Here is a 19,918-nt window from a genome sequence, read left to right on the forward strand (position 1 = left end):
GATGGCATCCACCCCAATCCTGCCGGCGTGCGCGTGATTGTCGAGCGCATCCTGCCGACGGTCGAGGCTTTCCTGAAAACGCTAGCGAAGGCGTGAGTTCTTGTCAGCCTCCATTCAGGCGACCACAAGCAGAGAAAAAGACGGCCAAGCGAAGAAGGAAGCGCGCATGTCGAAACTCGATCTCTGGAAAGATCCCTGGCCGCTCGATGAGAAGCAGTGCCCCTGCGATGTGCATTTCACGCGCTACCTCGCCGCGCATGGCCTTGAGAACCAGCGGATCTTCCATTTCGGCACGGGCGATCACCATCATGTCGGGCTGCAGGCGCCGGCGGGCGGCCATTCCGTGCTCGGCATCACCGCGACAGAGGCCGAGTATTCCAGCTATATCCGCCTCGTGGTCGAGAATCCCGTGCTGGGCAAGCACTACAAGGTGCTGTTCTCGGATATCTACCAGACCAATCTCGCGCTTCTGCCCGAATTCGACATCGCGACCCTGTTTCATGTCGGCGAGTTCTGGTCCGCGAATAACGCTCCCTTCGCGAGCCTCGATGATGCGGGCCTGATCGAGGGCATGGCCGGCAAGCTCGCATCCGGCGGGCTGCTGATCTTCTATACCGGCTCCTTCGCCTATGATGTCGCGGAGCGGCTCATCCCTCCCCTTGCCCGCCGTGCGGGGCTCCTCGAAGAGCCGCGTTTCGAGACCCTCCGGGTGTTTCGGAAAACCTGATCATCGCCTGTGGATGGCCATAGAAAAAGAATGCAGGAAATTCACGCGATCTTGCTAGCCTGAACCTGTCAGCGTGATTCGGGGGAGGGTGCCATGCCAAGGCTCTTCATCGGTCTCGAAGTGCCGGAGAGCATCTCGACAAGGCTCTCCCTGCTCCGTGCCGGCTTGCCCGGCGCGCGCTGGGTTGATCCTTCCGATTATCACGTCACGCTCCGCTTCATCGGCGATATCGATCGCCGCCTCGCCAACGAGGTCGATGAGGAACTGGCGGATCTTTACGGCGAGCCGGTCCGCGTGCGCCTCACCGGTCTTGGCGTGTTTGGCGGGGACAAGCCGCACACGCTTTATGCCGCGATCGAGCCCTCGCGTCCCCTGGTGGGACTGCAGGCCGATAGCGAGCGGCGCCTGAGGCGGCTTGGCCTCCCGCCGGAGCAGCGAAAATTCGTGCCGCACATCACGCTCGCGCGGTTGCGCGGCGCTTCCACGCTGGATCTCGCGGATTATCTCTCGGCCCATGGGCATATGGCCGGGGTGGAATTCATCGCGGACCAGTTTGCTTTGTTCTCGGCCCGCGACCTGGTCGGCGGCGGGCCCTATATCGTGGAAGCGGCCTATCCGCTGCACTGAAGAGGCATTTCATGACCAGAACCCTTGCTCCTGCGGCCCGCAAGGCCGCGCTCGAAACCCTGCCGCGCTGGAATTATGATGAGGCGCGCGAAGCAATCTCGCGACGGTTCAGCTTCGAGGATTTCGTGGAGGCCTTCGGTTTCATGAGCCAGGTGGCGCTTGAAGCGGAGAAGATGAATCATCACCCGGAATGGACGAATGTCTATCGGCACGTCGATATTCGCCTGACCACGCATGATGCAGGTGGGTTGACCGAACTCGATCTCGCCCTGGCCCGTGCCATCGAGCGGATTGCCGCACGCCGGGACGAATGAACTCCGGAAAGGGCCGGGCGCAGCAGGAGACCATCGACCGCCCGCAGGCTTGAGGGGAGGCGGCCTCTCCTCCCCGCCCGGTTATTCAAGGATACCGGAAGTGTTACTTCGGCGCCATGCGAATCGCACCATCGAGGCGGATGCCCGTGCCGTTCAGCATATCGTTTCGGCAGATGCTTTCCACCAGTGCCGCATATTCCGCCGGATGGCCCAGCCGCTGCGGGAAGGGCACGGCGGCGGCGAGCGTCTTGCGGTATTCCTCGGAGATCTGGTCGAACATCGGGGTGTGGAAGATGCCCGGAAGGATGCTGGCGACGCGGATGCCATGGCCGGAAAGATCGCGCGCGACCGGCAGGGTGAGGGCCAGCACGCCTCCCTTCGAGGCGGAACAGGCGGCCTGGCCGATCTGGCCATCCTCCGCCGCGACCGATGACGTGTTGACGATCACCCCGCGCCCGCCATCCGGCGTGATTGGATCGAGGCCAGCCATGGCGACCGAGCATTTCGCGATCATCCGGTAGGAGCCGATGAGGTTGATGCCGATGACCCTGGCGAAGGTTCCGAGATCATGGGCCTTGAGCGCGCCGGTTTCGCGATCCTTCGAGACCGTGCGCTGCCCCGCGACGATGCCCGCGCAATTCACCAGAATGCGCTCCACGCCATGCCTGGCGCGCGCGGCGGCGAGGGCGGCATCGACCGAATCATCGCTCGTGACATCGCAGATATGGAAAAAGCCGCCGATTTCCCCCGCCACGCGGTTTCCCCGCTCGGTATTGAGGTCCAGCAGCGTTACCTTCACGCCGAAGCTCGCGAGATGCCGGGCGGTGGCCTCGCCAAGGCCGGATGCGCCGCCCGTGACAAGGGCGGCGATGGTGGAATCGAGCTTCATGTCCGTCTCTCCCTGAGGTTTCCACCAGCGGTAGCGGCTTGTGGTATACCATGCAACCCCGCCAGAGGGCGGATATGCGGGTTCGACTTGAACTTGCCGCAATCGCCCGCAAAATCGCACATCGTCACCGGAGGTTTTCAAGCATGAGCGTCGAATGGCGTGAACCGATGAGCAAGGCCGAGATGCAGGCGATGCGTCGCGCCGCGCGTGACGAGGCGGGCATTCTGGCCGAGGTTCTGGCGATGTTGCGCAAGCTTGCGCGCGCGCTGCCTTTCGCGGAGGATGCGCTCGCGGCCCATCTCTGCGTGCGCGATCCCGCCACGAGCCGCCGCGTCAAGCTCATCCTGCTTGCGGCCCTGGCTTATCTCGTCATGCCGATCGACGGCATCCCGGATTTCCTGCCGCTGCTCGGCTTCGGGGATGATGCCGCGGTGATCGCGGCGGCGATCGCCGCCGTGCGCGGTGCCATCACGCCCGAACATCGGGCACAGGCGCGGGCCATGCTGGACGAAGCGCAATACAAGGATTGAGCCCAAGAGCATTTTTCGATCCATGGGATGCCGGTGGGTCGAAGAAAATGCGTGAAATAATCAGAAATCAGAGCGGCCGGCCTGGTTCAATCAGATCGGCTTCGCTCTAGCTCTGGGTGCCGGCGGAGAACGCGGCGCCCAGCACCTCGCCAGGCGTCTCGAGGCTGCCAGCCTGCAACACCAGCGCGAAGGCATCGGCCTCGACAAGGCTCAGCATGTCCGGCGTGATCGCAACCGTCGCATTCCCGCTTGGGGCCGCACCGAGATCGACGAGATCACGCACGACATTCGCATAGGTGATGGTTCTGCCCATGTTCTCGCCGCGGCGGATTTCCACCGACTGACGCAGGCTGACGGGCATAAGAATGACGCGCGCAGGGATTGCGCCGGCGCGGGAAATGGAAGCCTTCCAGCCGGCACCGGCCTTCGTCAGCGTGACGCTTGCGAGTTCCGCGCTGTTGCCTGGAGAGCGCTGCAAGCGCGTGAGCGCCGACAAATCCGAGCCCACGCAATGGGCGCGGCCATTCACGATGGCCTGCGGGGTATAGACGCGTTTGTTGGCGACGCCCGCGGCATAAGCCTTGTGGCGCCGAGTGAAGGCCGGCTTCGCCAGCGTGTCCTTCCAGCCGAGATAATCCCAGATCTCGGTCGCGAATGTCAGCGGCAGAAAGCCCGGTTCTCTCGCGAGCCGGAGCATCAGTGCATCCGCTGCCGGGCAGGAGGAGCAGCCCTGCGAGGTGAAGAGTTCGATGAGCGTGATACGCTCCGAAACTGCGACCTGCGCGCGGGCCATGCCCGGCAACAGGCAAGCCGCAAGCATTCCGCGACCGAAGGCGCGGCGGCTGAGGCAGAAGGGGAGATCGAAGGTCGTCATCGAAAAAATCTAAAGCAGGTTTAAACGGCACATGCGAATCACAAGCCGGTGTATTTTTGGTGCTTTCTGACAAGAAAGCCGCCGGAGAGGGTTCCGGCGGCTGGTTCTTGCGATCGACGGCAGCACTCACGCCGCGAGCTGGCGCAGCACGTAATGCAGAATGCCGCCGTTGCGATAGTATTCGAGCTCATCGAGCGTGTTGATGCGGCAATCGAGCGGAAGGTCGAAGCTGGTGCCGTCGGCGCGCGTCACTTTCGCCACCACCTTCTGGCGCGGCTGGATGGTCGCGAGGCCGGGGATATCGACGATTTCGTCGCCCTTCAGCCCCAGGCTCTGCCAGGTCACGCCTTCCTCGAAGGTGAACGGCACAATGCCCATGCCCACGAGGTTCGAGCGATGGATGCGCTCGAAAGACTGCGCCACCACGGCCTTCACGCCGAGAAGCGCGGTGCCCTTGGCCGCCCAGTCACGCGAGGAGCCGTTGCCGTATTCCACACCCGCGAAGACCACGAGCGGAACGCCTTCGGCCTCATAACGCATCGCGGCGTCGTAGATGAACATCTTCTCCTTCGACGGCTGGTGGATGGCGTAGCCACCTTCCGGCGTGTTGCCGGCATCATCCTTCACCGCGAAGTTCCTGATGCGGATATTGGCGAAGGTGCCGCGCATCATCACTTCATGGTTGCCGCGGCGGGTGCCGTACTGGTTGAAATCCGCCGGTCGCACCTGGCGCTCGAGCAGATAGGCCCCAGCCGGCGAGGCCGCCTTGATCGAACCGGCCGGGGAGATGTGGTCGGTCGTGATCTTGTCGCCGAAGAGGGCGAGAATGCGCGCACCCTTGATGTCGGTGATCGGCTTCGGCGTCTTCGACATGCCGGCGAAATAAGGCGGGTTCTGCACATAGGTCGAGCCGGAATTCCAGGCATAGGTGAGGCCCGAGGAGGCCTTCACGCCCTGCCAGCGCTTGTCGCCCTTGAAGACGTCGGCATATTTCGACGAGAAAAGGTCGCGAGTCACATACTTGCCGATGAATTCCTGGATCTCCTTCGAGGAGGGCCAGATATCCTTGAGGTAGACGGGCTTGCCGTCCGAACCCTCGCCGAGCGGCTCCTTCGTGAGGTCCTTCGTCACCGAGCCGGCCAGCGCATAGGCGACGACCAGCGGGGGCGAGGCGAGGTAATTCGCCTGCACATCCGGCGAGACGCGGCCTTCGAAGTTGCGGTTGCCCGAGAGCACGGCCGCCGCGATCATGTTGTTGTCGTTGATCGCCTTCGAGATCTCCGCCGGCAATGGGCCCGAATTGCCGATGCAGGTGGTGCAGCCAAACCCCACGAGGTTGAAACCGAGGGCATCGAGATCCTTCTGGAGCCCGGCCTTCTCGAGATACTCGGCCACCACCTGCGAGCCCGGCGCGAGCGAGGTTTTCACCCACGGTTTCGTAGAGAGGCCCCTGGCCAAAGCGTTGCGGGCGAGCAGGCCCGCCGCGATCAGCACGCTCGGGTTCGAGGTGTTCGTGCAGGAGGTGATCGCCGCGATCACCACGTCACCGTGGCTGAGCGAGAAGTTCCGGCCATCGACCGGAGCCTTGCGCGCCTCGTCGCCGCCCTTCTTGTATTCGCTGACCAGCGCGGTGGAGAAACCCGCAGCCACGTCCGACAATGCGATGCGGCCCTCGGGGCGTTTCGGGCCGGCGAGCGAAGGCAGGACGGTCGAAAGTTCGAGGCTGAGCGTGTCGGTGAAGACCGGGGTGGCAGCGCCCTTCTCGCGGAACAGGCCCTGCGCCTTGCAATAGGCTTCGGTGAGCGCGATGCGATGCTTCTCGCGGCCTGTCATGTTGAGGTAGTTGATGGTCTCGCTGTCACAGGGGAAGAAGCCGCAGGTCGCGCCATATTCCGGGCCCATATTGGCGATGGTCGCGCGGTCCGCGAGGCTGAGATGGTCGAGGCCGGGGCCGTAGAACTCGACAAACTTGTTCACCACGCCCTTCTTGCGCAGCATCTGCGTGACGGTGAGAACGAGGTCGGTCGCGGTGACGCCCTCGTTCAGCTTGCCCGTCAGTTCGAAGCCGACGACTTCCGGCAGCAGCATGGATTGCGGCTGGCCGAGCATGGCGGCTTCCGCTTCGATGCCGCCCACGCCCCAGCCGAGAACCGCGAGGCCGTTCACCATGGTGGTATGGCTATCGGTGCCGACAACGGTATCGGGATAGGCATGGATCGAGCCATCCGGCTGGCGCGCGGTCCAGACGGTCTGCGCGAGATATTCGGTGTTGACCTGATGGCAGATTCCGGTGCCCGGCGGCACGACGCGGAAATTCGCGAAAGCGCCCTGGCCCCATTTGAGGAAGTTGTAGCGCTCCTCGTTGCGCTCGTATTCGAGCTCGACGTTGCGATCGAGCGACTTCGCCGAGCCGAATTCATCCACGATGACCGAGTGATCGATCACGAGATCCACCGGCACCAGCGGGTTGATCTTGTTCGGGTCGCCGCCGAGCTCGACCATGCCGTCGCGCATCGCCGCGAGGTCCACCACCGCCGGAACGCCGGTGAAGTCCTGCATCAGCACGCGGGCCGGGCGGAAGCCGATCTCGGCCTCTTCCTTGCCCTTGTTGACGAGCCACTTCGAGACATTCTCGATGTCAGCCCTGGTGACGGTGCGATTATCCTCGTGGCGAAGCAGGTTCTCCAGCAGCACCTTCATGGAATAGGGGAGCTGCGAGATGCCCGCGAGGCCATTTTTTTCGGCCTCGGGAAGCGAGAAATAGACATAGGTCTTGCCATCGACGTTAAGTTCTTTGCGGCATTGGAAGCTGTCGAGCGACATCGGGAGTCCTTGAGGTCAGAATCCAGGGTCAAAAAATCCGTGAACGGACGCAGGCGGGGTGGCCGGGGGAGCCGTTACAGCCTCGAACCGGCGGGATTGGACCTCCGGGCCGAGCGCGGCAGACCGGGTTCTCCGGCGCCGCGTGCGCCGCTCCGGGAGTGCCCGGACCCCGCGTCTTTGACCGGACGCGCGGCGCAACCGGGCCGGTCTATAGATCATTTCCAAAAAGACCGCTACACGGACGATGGTTTGAGACCGGCCTGCTTTGCCGCATATCAACATTGCGGGCCATTCCGGGGGGATTATTGACCGCCTTTCCCTGCCTTCGTCTGGTTGCGTCGGGCCTCGCCGTGCGGCGCGGGCCCCGCTTCCTGTTTCGCGGGCTCGACATTACCCTCGCGCCCGGCCAGGTGATGCAGCTTACCGGCCCGAATGGCAGCGGAAAATCGACGCTCATTCGTCTGCTCGCGGGTTTTTCGCCGCCCGATGCCGGGACGGTGAGGCTCGAAGGCGCGGGCGAGGAGGAAACCGGCTCGTTCCTCCATTATTTCGGCCATCGCGAGGGCCTGCGCCCGGCACTGACCGCGCGCGAGAACCTCGCCTTTCTCTCCGGGCTTCTCGGCGGCGATGAAGCGCGCATCCCCGATGCCCTCGGCAAGCTGGGTGTCGCGCGCCTCATCGATCTGCCCGTCCGCGTGCTTTCAGAAGGGCAGCGGCGGCGCGTGGCCCTCGCGCGATTGCTGGTGATCGAACGCCCGGTCTGGCTGCTCGATGAGCCGCTCGCCTCGCTCGATATCGAGGCGGTCGCGACCGTTTCCGGCCTCATCGGGGAGCATGCCAGGGCGGGTGGCTCGGCGCTCGTCGCCACGCATCAGCCGCTCGCCGCCACCAACGCGACGCTCGATCTCGCGGGGCGCCGGGAGAACGCAGCATGAGCGCCTTCTCGGCCGTCATCGAGCGCGACCTGCGCCTCGCCCGCCGGGCTGGTGCGGGCGCGAGCCTCGGGCTGATGTTCTTCCTCGTGCTCATCGCGATCGTGCCCTTTGCGATCGGGGCAGACCAGAAGCTGATCTCGCGGCTTGCACCGGCGCTCCTCTGGATCGCGGCGCTTCTCGCGACATTGCTGGGGCTCGACCGGCTGTTTCAGGCCGACGAGGAGGATGGCGCGCTCGACCAGTTCCTGCTCTCCGGCGGCTCGCTCACAATGCTGGTTCTGGCCAAGGCGCTGGCACATTGGCTGGTCACCGGCCTGCCGCTCAGCCTCGCGGCGCCCGTGCTGGGTTTGATGCTCGCCATCGAACCGCAGGCGATGCTGCCGCTCGCGCTGTCACTCCTCGTGGGCACGCCCGCGCTCACGCTCATCGGGCTTGTGGGCGCGGCACTCACGGTCAGCCTCAATCGCGGCGGATTGCTGCTGTCGCTTCTGGTGGTGCCGACCGCGATCCCCACGCTGATCTTCGGTGTGGGGGTGGCGAAGGCTGCGGCAGAGGGTCGCGACTTTGCCATGCCCTTGACCGTTTTGTGCGGCACGACACTTTTCGCGCTGGCCATTTCGCCCGTTGCGGCCGCCCTTGCGCTCCGTCAAGCGCGGGGGTGACGTGAATTGCGCGCGATTGCCGGTGCAGATAAGGGAGAACCATGACCGACCAGACATCCGGGTCCCTGCTGCGCCTCGCCAATCCGGCCGTGTTCAATCGGCTGGCGGACCGGCTGATCGGCCCCTTCGCGGTGCTGACGGCATTGCTGTTCGTGTGGGGGCTTTACGGCGCGTTCTTCGTGGCCCCGCCCGATTACCAGCAGGGCGAGACGATCCGCATCATGTTCATCCACGTCCCATCGGCCTGGATGGCGATGTTCGTCTATGCCGGGATGAGCCTTTCCGCGCTGGGCACGCTGATCTGGCGTCACCCGATGGCGGATGTCGCGCAGAAATGCGCCGCCCCGCTCGGTGCGGGCTTCACGTTGCTCTGCCTCGTCACGGGCTCGCTCTGGGGCAAGCCGATGTGGGGCACCTGGTGGGAATGGGATGCGCGGATGACCTCCGTGCTGGTGATGTTCCTGATCTACATTGGCGTCATCGCGCTCCAGCAGGCGATCGAGGAGCCCAATCGCGCAGGCCGCGCCGTGGCGATCCTCACGCTGGTGGGCGCAGTGAACCTGCCGATCATCAAGTTCTCGGTCGATTGGTGGTCGACGCTCCACCAGCCGGCCTCGGTCTTCCGCATGGACGGCCCGACGATCCACGGCTCCATGCTCGGGCCGCTCTACATCATGGCGATTGCCTTCCTTGTGCTCTACCTCACGCTGCTGATGCTCTTCATGCGCGCGGAGGTGATGAACCGCCGGGCCGAACGGCTCGAACTTCTCGCAGCCGAGGCGGAGTGATGGCGGGACAGTATTTCGGCTTCATCGCCGGCTCCTATGCGGCGGCCATCCTCGTGCTCGGCGCGATGATCGGTGGCGCGATCCTCAGCTATCGCAGCGCGAAGGCGCGGCTCGCGCGCGTCGAGGGCTTGCGCGACACCAAGAAAGCCGGGCGATGAGCGATGCCACGCGTCCTGCCCGCCGCTGGGTGCTGTTCCTGCCGCTCGTCATCTTTGCGGGTCTGGTGCTGCTGTTCCTGTTCCGGCTCTTCGCAGGCGATCCATCGAAGCTTCCTTCCGCGCTGATCGGCAAGCCTGCTCCGGCGCTGACCCTTCAGCCCGTGGAAGGCCTGATGCATGAGGGCAAGCCCATTCCCGGCTTCGGCCCGGCGGATCTCGCCACGGGCAAGCCCGTGCTGGTGAATGTCTTCGCAAGCTGGTGCCCGCCCTGCCATCAGGAGCATCCGTTCCTGATGGATCTCGCCAAGGCCGGGCGCATCGGGATGATCGGACTCAATTACAAGGACAAGCCGGAGAATGCCCGGCGCTTCCTCGGGCGGCTCGGCAATCCCTATGCCCGCGTGGGCGTCGATCCCGATGGCCGCAACGCCATCGAATGGGGGGTCTATGGCGTTCCGGAGACCTTCCTCGTCGATGGCAGGGGCATCATCGTTTTCAAGCATGTCGGGCCGCTGACGCCGGAGATCATCCGCGACCGGCTGGAACCGGCGATCCAGGCTGCAGGCGGCTGATCGCTGTCACTTTCCTGGATCGAACCCGTGGCGCATCATCACGCGGAGCATGGCGCGGAAAAGTGGGAACCGGTTTTCCGGTCCGCCATGCGATCCACCATCAATGCCGATGATCACTTTCCTGGGTCGAACCCGTGGCGCATCATCATCGGCGTCTGCGCCAGCGCGAAGCCCATGGTGAGCGGCATGACGCCCCAGACCTTGAAGGCCACCCAGAAATCGGTGGTCTGCGTGCGCCACACCACTTCATTGATGACCGCCAGCACGAAGAAGAACACACCCCAGCGGAAGGTGAGCTTCTTCCAGCCCTCGTCATCGAGCTGGAACACGCTGTCGAGCACGTAAGGCAGCAAGGGCCTGCCGAAGGCGAGACCGCCGAGAAGCACCGTGCCGAACAGCGAATTCACGATGGTCGGCTTCAGCTTGATGAAGAGATCGTCGTGCAAGGCCAGCGTCAGCCCGCCGAAGACCAGAACCACCGCACCAGAAACCAGCGGCATGATCGGCAGCCGGCGATAGAGCAGCCAGGTGGCGATCAGGGATGCCAGCATCCCCGCCATGAAGACGGCGGTGGCGATGAGGATCGGCGACTTGTCACCGCTCACGATGCCCTGCCCGAAGAGGGCGCCGATGACAGGCTTGAACCAGTCCGGCTTCGAGTTGGCCGCGAAGAAGAGCACGAGCGGCCCCATTTCGAGCAGCAGCTTGGTGAGGCCGTTCTCGGCACGCTGCGGGGTGTTTGGCTCGGTCATCATTCCATCCGTCATCGTTCTTCGATCGCTTTTTCTTCCCGCGAACCGGCTCCCGCTTCGCTTGAAAATGCGATTGCTCGGGGCTGGACCCCATGCATCCCTGCCCTTACACCTCCAGTGGCAAGCCGCAAAGGTCCAGGCCATCCCGGAAGGTTTTCCATGTCCTCCATGCCCGTTCCCGTTCTCGAGCCGCGCGTGAGCCTCGCCATCATGGGGGAGGAGGAGCGCTTTCCCGTGCGCCGCGGCTTCTGCATCGGCCGGAATTATGCCGCCCATGCCCGCGAGATGGGCTTCGATCCGGATCGCGAGCCGCCCTTTTTCTTTCTGAAGATGGCGGAAGCGATCTTTCCGGTCGAGGGGGGCATGGAAACTCCGCTTCCCTATCCGCCGGGAACGTCGGATTACCATCATGAGGTGGAGCTTGTGGTGGCGCTTGGCAAGGGCGGCAGGAACATCTCCGAAGACAAGGCGATGGACCATGTCTTCGGTTATGCCGTGGGCCTCGACATGACCCGCCGCGACCTGCAGGCCGAGGCGAAGAAGCTCGGACGCCCGTGGGAGATCGGCAAGAGCGCGGATGCCTCCGGCCCGGTCGGGCCGATCACCCGCGCGGGCGCGACGGGTTTCTCGCTCAAGGGGCGCATCACGCTCTCGACCGATGGCGTGACGAAGCAGGATGCCACGCTTGCCGCGATGATCTGGTCGATTCCCGAGCAGATCGCGATCCTCTCGCAATTCTTCGAGCTCAAGGCGGGCGATCTCATCTTCACGGGCACGCCCGAAGGCGTGAGCGCCGTGACGCGTGGTCAGGTGATGTTGGGCGCGGTGGAGGGCCTCGAGCCCATCCGGCTGAAGGTGGTCTGAAAAGCATTTTCAAGCGAAGCATGCCCCTGCCAAGGCGGGGGTGGCTCCCGTTTCGCGAGAAGAAAATGCGTCAGATCACAATAGTTCTACGCCTCCTCCAGCCCCGCGATGGCGCGGGCGAAATCCTTCGCGGCGAAGGGCTCGAGATCCTCGACCCCCTCGCCGACGCCGATGAAATGCACCGGCAGGCCGAATTTCGCCGCGAGCGCCACGAGAATGCCCCCCCGCGCCGTGCCGTCGAGCTTGGTCATCACGAGGCCGGTGACGCCGGCGACCTGGCTGAAGATCTCGACCTGGCTGACCGCGTTCTGGCCCACGGTGGCATCAAGCACGAGAAGCGTCGCATGCGGAGCCCCGGGGTCGAGCTTCCTGATGACGCGCACGATCTTCGCGAGTTCATCCATCAGCCCCTGCTTGTTCTGCAGACGTCCGGCGGTATCGATCAGCAGCACGTCGCGCCCTTCGGCGCGGGCCTGCTCGATCGCTTCATCGGCGAGGCCGGAGGCATCGGCACCCGGGTCGCGCGAAACGACGCCCGCACCGGTGCGCTCCGCCCAGATCTTGAGCTGGTCGATGGCCGCGGCGCGGAAGGTATCCCCCGCCGCGACGAGCACGGATTTGCCCTCGGCGCGAAATTTCGCCGCGAGCTTGCCAATGGTCGTGGTCTTGCCCGAGCCATTCACGCCCACCATCAGCAGCACGAAGGGCTTCTTCGCTTCCTCCACCACCAGCGGTTTCGCGACGGGCGCCAGAACCTTCTCGACCTCGACCGCGAGCGCGGACTTGATCTCCCCGGGCGAAATCGTCCTGTCGAAACGGTCCTTGCCGATGGTCTCGACGATGCGACCGGAGACCTCCACGCCGAGATCGGCCTGGATGAGAATATCCTCAAGGTCCTGCAGGGTATCGGCGTCGAGCTTGCGCGTCGTGAAGATCGCGGTGATGCCCGAGCCGAGTGACGAGGCCGTGCGCGAGAGGCCTTGGCTGAGCCTCTTCCACCATGAGAGCTTCGGCGCGGGCGGCTCGATAGTTTCAGGCACAGCGGCAGGCTCGGGAATGGCCGATGCAGGGGCTTCCGCCTGCGGCTCGGGCACTTTCCCACTGCCGAAAAGGCGCGAGAGGAAACCGGGTTTTTTCTCCTCGGGAGGGGTGGTCATGCGAATATTTCTCCCGTCAGCATCGAACCGGCGATGCCCGTCACCTTGGCCGTCCGAAGCGTGCCCGGCGATGCAGGCGAGGCGAGCCGGATGGGTGTGAAGTCGTCGAGCCGCGCGACATTTTCACGCTCCACGAGAATGCGCGTCTCTCGGCCCACATGGCGCGCGAGATGGCGCTGGAGGGCAAGCTCGCCGGCCTCGCGCAGGCGCGCAGCGCGTTCCTTGATGATCGGCCCTGCCACCTGCGGCATGCGCGCGGCGGGCGTTCCCTTGCGCGGCGAATAGGGGAAGACATGGAGAAAGGCGAGGCCGCATTCCTCCACCAGGCGCAGGGTGTTCTTGAACATCTCCTCGGTTTCCGTGGGGAACCCGGCGATGAGATCGGCACCGAAAGCGTAATCCGGCCGCGCCTCGCGCAGTTCGGCACAGAAGCGGATGGCATCGGCCCGGCCGTGGCGTCGCTTCATGCGCTTCAGGGTGAGATCGTCCCCGGCCTGCAGCGAGAGATGCATATGCGGCAGGAGACGCCTCTCGCCTTTCAGCAGCTCCATCAGCAACGGATCGGCCTCGATGCAATCGAGCGAGGAGAGGCGGAGGCGGGCGAGCTTCGGTACGTTTTTCAGGATGCTGGCCACCAGCGTCCCGAGCTTCGGCTGACCGGGCAGATCCGGCCCATAGGAGGTGAGATCGACGCCGGTCAGCACGATTTCCGGGTAGCCGGCATCCACAAGGCGCTCGATCTGCGCGACGACTTCGCCCATGGGCACGGAGCGCGAATTCCCGCGGCCATAGGGGATGATGCAGAAGGTGCAGCGATGGTCGCAGCCATTCTGCACCTGCACGAAGGCGCGCGTGCGCCCCTCGAGACCGTCGATGAGGTGGCTCGCCGTTTCGCGCACGCTCATGATGTCGTTGACGATGACGCGCTCGGTCTCGCCAAGGCCGAAATCGCCAGCGGCGCGGACGGATTCCTTCCAGGTCTCGGGCTTCAGCTTCACGTCATTGCCGATGATCTGGCTGACCTCGGCCATCCCGGCGAAGGTCTCGGGCTCGGTCTGCGCGGCGCAGCCCGTGACGATGATCCGCCGTGCCGGATTTTCGCGGGCGAGGCGACGGATGGTCTGGCGCGCCTGCCGCACGGCCTCTGCGGTCACAGCGCAGGTATTGACGATCACGAGATCGGAATGGCCCGCCGCGAGTGCTGCCTTGCGCATGGCCTCGCTTTCCACCGTGTTGAGGCGGCAGCCCAGCGTCACGATCTCGGGTTGGGCCATCGGTGCGCTCATGCGGCGCCGGCCAGCAAGGAGGGGTGGATCGTGCCGGAGAAGCTTTCCGCCACCGGGCCGACCATGATGACCCGGCCCTCCGGCGAGCGGCGGATGGTGAGCGGCCCGCCCGGCAGGCGAAGCCGGACGACCTCGCCCACGAGGCCGAGGCGCTGGGCTGCAACAGCCGTGGCACAAGCGGCGGTGCCGCAGGCGAGCGTCGCGCCGGCCGCCCGCTCCCAGACGCGGAGGGTGATCGAGCCATCGGGCCGAAGCTCGGCGAAGGAGATATTGGCCTTCTCCGGGAAGATCGGATGTGTTTCGAGAGCCGGGCCAATGCGCGGGAGTTCAATCGCGCCGGCATCCTCCACGAAGAACACGCCATGCGGGTTGCCCATGTTCACGGCCGAGAACCAGCCAGGCAGGTCGGGCGACAGGGCGCTCGTGTCCAGCGGAATGCAGGCGGTGTCGCGCGGTTCGCCGGAGAGCGGAATCTTCGTCCAGTCGAGCTCGGGCAAACCCATATCGACCGCGACTTCCGCCCCTTCCATCCGGCCGACGAGCAGGCCGGCAACGGTTTCGATCACCGCCTTAGTCCGGCCGCTTTCCCTCATCAGAAGGGCGGCGATGCAGCGCGTGGCATTCCCGCAGGCTTCCACCTCGCCGCCATCGGGGTTGAAGATGCGCATGCGCGCGTCACCCCTCGCGGAGGGCTCGAGCAGGATGAGCTGGTCGCAGCCGATGCCGAACCGGCGATCGGCGATGCGCTCCAGCTGCGGCTGCGACAGCGCCAGCGGCGTCCTGCGGGCGTCGATCACGACAAAATCATTGCCCAAGCCGTGCATCTTGCGGAACGGCAAGGCGGCGGGCGACAGCGACGGCGAAACGGACATCGACCTCAATCCGGAACACGGAAAGCAGAATTGGAAACCAAGGCCCGGCGAAGCCGTTGGCTCCGCGAGCTTCGACCCTACAATCCATTGGCGCTATAGCGGGTTTTCGGTTAAGGGCAAAATGATTGGCCTTCCGGGCCAAAGAACAGGACCAACGGAACGCATGCAACGGCAGCTTGCCCCTCTTGCTTCCGCCTCCGCCCTTCGGCGAGAGGGTGGCGTGGCCGCCGCCTCGATTCTGGGTTTCCTGCTTCTCTTCTCGGCACCGCTCGGCGCACAGGTGGAAACCCAGCCCGAGAGCCGCCCCAAGCCGGTCATCACCCCCATCCAGGTGCCGAACCTCTCGCTGGGCGTGGTCATCTTTCCGAATGGCAAGGCCATCAACCTCTCGGTGGGAACGGGTTCCAGCGCCTATCGCAACCCGAATGATCTGCCGGGGCGGATCTGGCTGCTGACGGATCGCGGGCCCAACATCGAATGCGGCGAGGCGCGGCGCATCCTGGGTCTGGAAGGCGATCAGGCCTGCGCCGGCAACCGCATGGGCCGCATTTTCCCGCTGCCCGGCTTCGTGCCCTCGATCTACGCAGCGGATATTGGCCCGGACAACACCGCCCGCATCTCGGTCTACCTGCCGCTCAAGGGCAAGTCGGGCAAGCCGCTCTCCGGTCGCCCGCCTCAGGTCAATGGCCGTTACGAGAGCGCCTATGCCATCGATGGCAAGGCGCTGCCGCCGGACCCCTCCGGCGTGGACCCCGAGGGCCTCGTGCGTGTCTCGGATGGCACGTTCTGGGTCGCCGACGAGCTTGGCCCCTCGCTGCTGCAGGTTGCGTCTGACGGCACTGTTCTGAAGCGGCTCGTGCCGCAGGGCTTGCAGAACGATTTCAAGGATGCCGATTACGAGGTCGTTCCTTCCCTGCCGCCCATCCTGCGCTATCGCGCATTGAACCGCGGCTTCGAGGCATTGGCCCTCTCGCCAGACGAAAAATTCCTCTACGCCATGCTGCAGGGCCCGCTGGCGAACCCGGATATCGAGACCGCGCGGCGGTCACGGCATGTCCGGCTCTGGAAGATCGCGCGCGAGACCGGGGAGGTCGTGGGGGAGTATTTCTACCAGACCGACGACATCAACAGCTATACCGGCGAAGTCGATGGACGCGAGCGCGTGCAATCCCGGGTGCTCTTGAGCGAGATGGCCGCCATCGCCGAGGATCAGCTTCTGGTGCTGGAGCGGGTGGACCGGCATGCTCGCTTCTACACGGTGCAGCTGACCGACGAGAACCGCGTGCCGCGCCTGCTCGACAACCCGGAATATGGTCCGGGTTTCGAATGGATGGACGCCGCCCAGCTTGCCCTGCGCGGCGTGCTGCCGCTGACGAAGACGCTGGTGCTCGACAGCGAGATGACCCCCGGTTTGCCCGCCAAGATCGAAGGCCTGGCCATCACGGGTCCGAACGAGTTCATCATCATCAACGACAACGATTTCGGCGTCGATGGCGTGCGCACACAGATGTTCCGTGTCACTCTTCCCCAGCCGCTGATTCGATAGGGCGGTTCCCGCTTTTCAGGCGAAGGAGAGGCGAGCGATGCATTGCCGATCGCTGTGGAACAGGCTTGAACTGACCGTGATCGCGGCCTTGTTCAGCGTCGCGGCGGCTGTCGCTGAGACCACGCCGGCCCCTTCGCCTCCATCGGTCACCCCCTCTCCCCCGGCTGTTTCGCCCGCTTCGCCGTCGCCCGGCATGGAGAAACCCTCGGCCGATGCCTCGACGGGCCAACTCGTGGAATATGCTGCCCGGCCTGTCTTGCGCCTCCGCGCGAACAGCACCTGGGATGATGGCTTCGCCGAGATCAGAAAGGCGATGCTTCTTCTGGGTGAGGAAGCGCGCCGGCTCGGCTTGCTCACCGTCACCCCGCCCATGGTGCATTTCGTGACGAGCGACGATCTCGGCTTCACTTTCGAGGCCATGCTGCCACTCGCCGGCCCGGCCGCGCCCGGCACATTGGCCGGCAAGGGTTTCGAACTGGCGCAATCCCCTGCCGGCCGGGCGATGATCTTCACGCATGAAGGGCCGTACGACGATATCGATGCCGCCTATGAGGCGATCACGGCTTTCCTCGACGAAAAGGGGCTGACCTCGACCGGGACATATCTGGAGGAATATCTCGCCTTCCCCGAAAAAAGCGACGATCCGGGTTTGAAACTCAACATCGTGGTGTTTCTACGATGATACCGACAGGACTTGACTCCGATGCAAGCCTGCGAAGAGATGATCCGGTCTTGGCCGAGCCGGCTCGCCGGAGACTGCTGTTTCGATGGTCGCTTTTTCCACCCTTCGTCTCCTGTGCGTGGTTTTCACGCTGATCCTGAGCCCGCTGATCCTGAGCCCGATGGCGCTCGCCGGGCCGTCGATGCGGTTCGTGCTGGTCAAGGCTGAGGGGCCATGCGGTGCGGCCTGCCCCGAATGGATTTCCGCCGAAGGGAAAATCGTCGCGGAAACGCCTGCGGCCTTCAACGCGCTGTTGCGCACCCTGGGCAAGCGTCGGCCACCGATCCTTCTTCATTCCCCCGGCGGACACGTGGAGGCTGCCGTCGAGATCGGTCGCACCTTGCGCCGACTGGGTTTCGATACCGCCGTCGGCCGAACGAGATTCGAAGGCTGTTATCCCGGTCAGCCGGATTGTCCGATGCCGGTGCCTGGCAAGAGCATGGCGGGGCGTCCGCTCGAAGGCTACAATTCTGTCTGCTCGTCGGCCTGTGTCATCCTTCTCGCGGCGGGCAAGAAGCGCGTGATGCTCGGCCGCGCGTTCGTTGGGGTGCACCAGCTCAAGGTCACCCGTCCCGAGCAGAGCGTCCAGCGATACAGGATCCATTACCGCATCGAGGATGGCCGCAGGGTCGAGGTGCGGCGCGAGGTCATCGGGTCCGTGCGCGTCGAGAGGGAGGAGTTCGTCGCGACGGCCAAGGACAAACGATATGTCCAGCTGGCCCGCTACTTCGTTCAGATGGGCGTCGGCGCCGAACTGATCGACCTGTTCCACCTCGCGCCGCCGGAAAAGATGCACTGGGTTTCCGCCGCCGATCTCGGCAAGACCCGACTGGTCGGCCTTTGGCAGGGACCGCGGGAATTTCTCGGCCTGCCGCTCGCGCAGCAGACATCCGCGCAGGCTTCCGTGTTCCGGCCGGAAACCTTCACCGCGCTCGGGAAGGCCGATCTCAGGCTGGCACCGCAGAACCCGCACGATGCCCGGCTGGAGATTGAATTCACCCTGCACGACCAGAGCCGGCAGGTGCGGCTTTCAGTTCTGCCAGTAATCGACGGACAGAATTTTCGGGGAACCTCCTCGGTGCTGTTGGAGATGGAGGATGGCAAGGCGTATCTGGCCCTGCGGCCTGAAGGGTCGCACGCGATGCCGATGCGCTCGACGATACCGCAGGCGGCGTTCTGCCAGCTCAGGCGCGATCGTCCCGTGCGGATCACGTTCGAAGCACAGGGCGAGGACAGACGGGAGACGATCTTTATCCGGCGCGATCCGCAGCCGATCTCGATTTCCGGCCTAGACGCCGCGAAGCTCTGCGCCGCCGTTCCTTGACCCTTCGGCCGCTTTCCCCTATGAGGCGGTCATTCAATCAGCGTGATCTTCCGATCGGCTGACCGGGGCGCGGCCCCGGAGGTTCACGTCCGGCAGCGCGATGCGCTCCCGGGCGCCGAAACCGTTTGGTTTGACGGGAGCGGGCAAGCCCGCCCCTTTGTCGTTGGACGGGAGCGGGCAAGCCCGCCCCTGTTGCGCCGGGTGCGAAAGTGTTTGGCGGTTCCGCTTCCAACGGCCTGCAGGGCCGTTGATGAGGAGCGACCGCGACGCCGAGCAGGGCCGCAGGGCCCGTTGCGAGGGAACCGCTCCGAAACCACGGGTTTCGGAGCAAAGAGGGAAAACAATGTTCGAAGGCCTTTCGGGTCGTCTCTCCGGCATTCTCGACAAGCTCACGCGCCGTGGCGCGCTGAGCGAGGCAGATGTGGCCGAAGCGATGCGCGAAGTGCGCCGCGCGCTGCTGGAGGCCGATGTCGCGCTCGATGTCGTCCGCGATTTCACCGAGAAGGTTCGGGCACGCGCCGTGGGCGTGGATGTCATCAAGTCGGTGACGCCCGGCCAGATGGTGGTGAAGATCGTCAATGACGAACTCGTTACCATGTTGGGTTCGGATGCTCAGCCGATCGACCTTCAGGCCGTTCCGCCGGTCGGCATCCTGATGGTCGGCCTGCAGGGCTCGGGCAAGACAACCACGGCCGCGAAGATCGCCAAGCGCCTGAAGGAGCGCGAGAAGAAGCGCGTGCTGCTCGCGTCGCTCGACACGCGCCGCCCCGCCGCGATGGAACAGCTCGCGGTTCTCGGCCGCGACAACGGCCTCGACGTTCTCCCCATCGTCGCGGGCGAGAACGCGATCCAGATCGCCAGGCGCGCGGAAGCGGCGGCCCGCCTCGGCGGCTTCGATGTCGTGATTTACGATACCGCCGGCCGCGTGACGCTCGATGACGAGCTGATGGACGAGGTGGTGCAGGTCAAGGCGGCCATCCAGCCGCATGAAGTGCTGCTGGTTGCCGACAGCCTCACCGGCCAGGATGCGGTGGTGACCGCCCGCGCCTTCGATTCCCGCGTGGGCCTCACCGGCATCGTGCTGACGCGCGTGGATGGCGATGGCCGTGGCGGTGCTGCGCTGTCGATGCGTGCCGTCACTGGCAAGCCGATCAAGCTGATCGGCGTCGGCGAAAAGATGGACGCGCTGGAGGATTTTCACCCCGCGCGCATCGCCAACCGCATCCTCGGGATGGGCGATATCGTCAGCCTCGTCGAGAAAGCGGCGCAGAATATCGACCAGGAAAAAGCCCTGGCGATGGCCGAGCGCATGCGGAAGGGCAAGTTCGACCTTTCCGACCTGCGCGACCAGCTGAAGCAGATGGAAAAGCTCGGGGGCCTCGGCGGCCTCATGGGCATGCTGCCGGGCGTCGCCAAGGTGAAAGACCAGATGGCGAGCGCCGGTGTGAATGACCGGATGATCGCCCGGCAGGTGGCCATCATCAACTCGATGACGCC

General features: G+C 64.8%; 22 protein-coding genes and 1 pseudogene. 15 read left to right on the forward strand and 8 right to left on the reverse strand.

Annotation, left to right across the window (positions count from 1 at the left end; genetic code table 11):
- The 4 genes and pseudogenes from ACKODO_RS14405 to ACKODO_RS14420 all read left to right on the forward strand — a co-directional run.
- A pseudogene (locus ACKODO_RS14405) lies at positions 1-96 on the forward strand (arylesterase); the annotation flags it as partial.
- Between the two features lie 70 nt (positions 97-166).
- Positions 167-727, forward strand: coding sequence for a hypothetical protein (locus tag ACKODO_RS14410; protein ID WP_408984134.1), 561 nt, complete (start codon positions 167-169; stop codon positions 725-727).
- Between the two features lie 93 nt (positions 728-820).
- The gene (thpR, locus tag ACKODO_RS14415; protein ID WP_408984135.1) at positions 821-1,354 is read left to right on the forward strand and encodes an RNA 2',3'-cyclic phosphodiesterase; all 534 of its coding nucleotides are present in this window, start codon (positions 821-823) and stop codon (positions 1,352-1,354) included.
- An 11-nt stretch (positions 1,355-1,365) separates the two neighbouring features.
- A complete protein-coding gene (locus ACKODO_RS14420; protein WP_408984136.1) occupies positions 1,366-1,668 on the forward strand; it encodes a 4a-hydroxytetrahydrobiopterin dehydratase in 303 nt (100 codons plus the stop codon).
- 103 nt (positions 1,669-1,771) lie between these two features.
- Here the strand turns inward: ACKODO_RS14420 and ACKODO_RS14425 are convergent, their stop codons facing one another.
- The gene (locus tag ACKODO_RS14425) at positions 1,772-2,557 is read right to left on the reverse strand and encodes an SDR family NAD(P)-dependent oxidoreductase (RefSeq protein WP_408984137.1); all 786 of its coding nucleotides are present in this window, start codon (positions 2,555-2,557) and stop codon (positions 1,772-1,774) included.
- A gap of 143 nt (positions 2,558-2,700) precedes the next feature.
- Here ACKODO_RS14425 and ACKODO_RS14430 point away from each other — a divergent pair, with 143 nt between their 5' ends.
- On the forward strand, positions 2,701-3,087 hold the full coding sequence (locus tag ACKODO_RS14430) for a YkvA family protein (RefSeq protein ID WP_408984138.1): 387 nt from the start codon (positions 2,701-2,703) through the stop codon (positions 3,085-3,087).
- Between the two features lie 106 nt (positions 3,088-3,193).
- Here the strand turns inward: ACKODO_RS14430 and ACKODO_RS14435 are convergent, their stop codons facing one another.
- Together ACKODO_RS14435 and acnA are read right to left on the reverse strand one after the other, a co-directional pair.
- On the reverse strand, positions 3,194-3,961 hold the full coding sequence (locus ACKODO_RS14435; RefSeq protein ID WP_408984139.1) for a DUF1223 domain-containing protein: 768 nt from the start codon (positions 3,959-3,961) through the stop codon (positions 3,194-3,196).
- Positions 3,962-4,087: 126 nt separating this feature from the next.
- Entirely contained in the window at positions 4,088-6,784 is a 2,697-nt protein-coding gene (acnA, locus tag ACKODO_RS14440; protein ID WP_408984140.1) for an aconitate hydratase AcnA, read from the reverse strand.
- A 305-nt stretch (positions 6,785-7,089) separates the two neighbouring features.
- Here acnA and ccmA point away from each other — a divergent pair, with 305 nt between their 5' ends.
- Genes ccmA through ACKODO_RS14465 form a run of 5 tightly spaced genes read left to right on the forward strand, consistent with a single transcriptional unit; the run spans position 7,090 to position 9,899 of the window.
- Complete coding sequence (gene ccmA, locus ACKODO_RS14445) at positions 7,090-7,719, forward strand: heme ABC exporter ATP-binding protein CcmA (RefSeq protein ID WP_408984141.1); 630 nt, start codon at positions 7,090-7,092, stop codon at positions 7,717-7,719.
- Positions 7,716-8,381, forward strand: coding sequence for a heme exporter protein CcmB (gene ccmB, locus ACKODO_RS14450; RefSeq protein ID WP_408984142.1), 666 nt, complete (start codon positions 7,716-7,718; stop codon positions 8,379-8,381). The genes ccmA and ccmB overlap by 4 nt, the downstream gene beginning before the upstream one ends.
- Positions 8,382-8,422: 41 nt before the next feature.
- Positions 8,423-9,169, forward strand: a complete 747-nt coding sequence (locus ACKODO_RS14455) for a heme ABC transporter permease (RefSeq protein ID WP_408984143.1) — start codon at positions 8,423-8,425, stop codon at positions 9,167-9,169.
- Positions 9,169-9,327: a heme exporter protein CcmD gene (locus tag ACKODO_RS14460; protein ID WP_408984144.1), complete on the forward strand. Its 159-nt coding sequence runs from the start codon at positions 9,169-9,171 to the stop codon at positions 9,325-9,327. The genes ACKODO_RS14455 and ACKODO_RS14460 overlap by 1 nt, the downstream gene beginning before the upstream one ends.
- Complete coding sequence (locus tag ACKODO_RS14465) at positions 9,324-9,899, forward strand: DsbE family thiol:disulfide interchange protein (protein WP_408984145.1); 576 nt, start codon at positions 9,324-9,326, stop codon at positions 9,897-9,899. The genes ACKODO_RS14460 and ACKODO_RS14465 overlap by 4 nt, the downstream gene beginning before the upstream one ends.
- Before the next feature lie 113 nt (positions 9,900-10,012).
- Here the strand turns inward: ACKODO_RS14465 and ACKODO_RS14470 are convergent, their stop codons facing one another.
- A complete protein-coding gene (locus tag ACKODO_RS14470; protein WP_408984146.1) occupies positions 10,013-10,654 on the reverse strand; it encodes a septation protein A in 642 nt (213 codons plus the stop codon).
- A gap of 156 nt (positions 10,655-10,810) precedes the next feature.
- Here ACKODO_RS14470 and ACKODO_RS14475 point away from each other — a divergent pair, with 156 nt between their 5' ends.
- Positions 10,811-11,515, forward strand: a complete 705-nt coding sequence (locus ACKODO_RS14475) for a fumarylacetoacetate hydrolase family protein (protein WP_408984147.1) — start codon at positions 10,811-10,813, stop codon at positions 11,513-11,515.
- 86 nt (positions 11,516-11,601) lie between these two features.
- Here ACKODO_RS14475 and ftsY read toward each other — a convergent pair whose 3' ends face one another.
- Genes ftsY through dapF form a run of 3 tightly spaced genes read right to left on the reverse strand, consistent with a single transcriptional unit; the run spans position 11,602 to position 14,830 of the window.
- Positions 11,602-12,672: a signal recognition particle-docking protein FtsY gene (gene ftsY, locus ACKODO_RS14480; RefSeq protein WP_408984148.1), complete on the reverse strand. Its 1,071-nt coding sequence runs from the start codon at positions 12,670-12,672 to the stop codon at positions 11,602-11,604.
- On the reverse strand, positions 12,669-13,946 hold the full coding sequence (mtaB, locus tag ACKODO_RS14485) for a tRNA (N(6)-L-threonylcarbamoyladenosine(37)-C(2))-methylthiotransferase MtaB (protein ID WP_408984149.1): 1,278 nt from the start codon (positions 13,944-13,946) through the stop codon (positions 12,669-12,671). The genes ftsY and mtaB overlap by 4 nt, the downstream gene beginning before the upstream one ends.
- 8 nt (positions 13,947-13,954) lie before the next feature.
- Positions 13,955-14,830 carry a diaminopimelate epimerase gene (gene dapF / locus ACKODO_RS14490; protein ID WP_408984150.1) on the reverse strand — a complete coding sequence of 292 codons (876 nt, stop codon included), beginning with the start codon at positions 14,828-14,830 and terminating at the stop codon, positions 13,955-13,957.
- Between the two features lie 220 nt (positions 14,831-15,050).
- Between dapF and ACKODO_RS14495 the strand changes: the two genes are divergently transcribed.
- Positions 15,051-16,376, forward strand: coding sequence for an esterase-like activity of phytase family protein (locus tag ACKODO_RS14495; protein WP_408984151.1), 1,326 nt, complete (start codon positions 15,051-15,053; stop codon positions 16,374-16,376).
- Between the two features lie 15 nt (positions 16,377-16,391).
- On the opposite strand, the gene ACKODO_RS14500 is transcribed toward ACKODO_RS14495, so the two are convergent.
- Complete coding sequence (locus tag ACKODO_RS14500) at positions 16,392-16,571, reverse strand: hypothetical protein (protein ID WP_408984152.1); 180 nt, start codon at positions 16,569-16,571, stop codon at positions 16,392-16,394.
- Here ACKODO_RS14500 and ACKODO_RS14505 point away from each other — a divergent pair.
- The 3 genes from ACKODO_RS14505 to ffh form a co-directional block, all read left to right on the forward strand.
- A complete protein-coding gene (locus ACKODO_RS14505; protein WP_408984153.1) occupies positions 16,570-17,058 on the forward strand; it encodes a GyrI-like domain-containing protein in 489 nt (162 codons plus the stop codon). The two genes, ACKODO_RS14500 and ACKODO_RS14505, sit on opposite strands and share 2 nt — an antisense overlap.
- 85 nt (positions 17,059-17,143) lie before the next feature.
- Positions 17,144-18,421: a hypothetical protein gene (locus tag ACKODO_RS14510; protein WP_408984154.1), complete on the forward strand. Its 1,278-nt coding sequence runs from the start codon at positions 17,144-17,146 to the stop codon at positions 18,419-18,421.
- 343 nt (positions 18,422-18,764) lie between these two features.
- The coding region (gene ffh / locus ACKODO_RS14515) for a signal recognition particle protein (protein WP_408984155.1) at positions 18,765-19,918 on the forward strand (1,154 nt) is incomplete at its 3' end.

It is taken from the genome of Rhabdaerophilum sp. (assembly GCF_046092605.1).
Taxonomy (GTDB): Bacteria; Pseudomonadota; Alphaproteobacteria; order Rhizobiales; family Beijerinckiaceae; genus Rhabdaerophilum.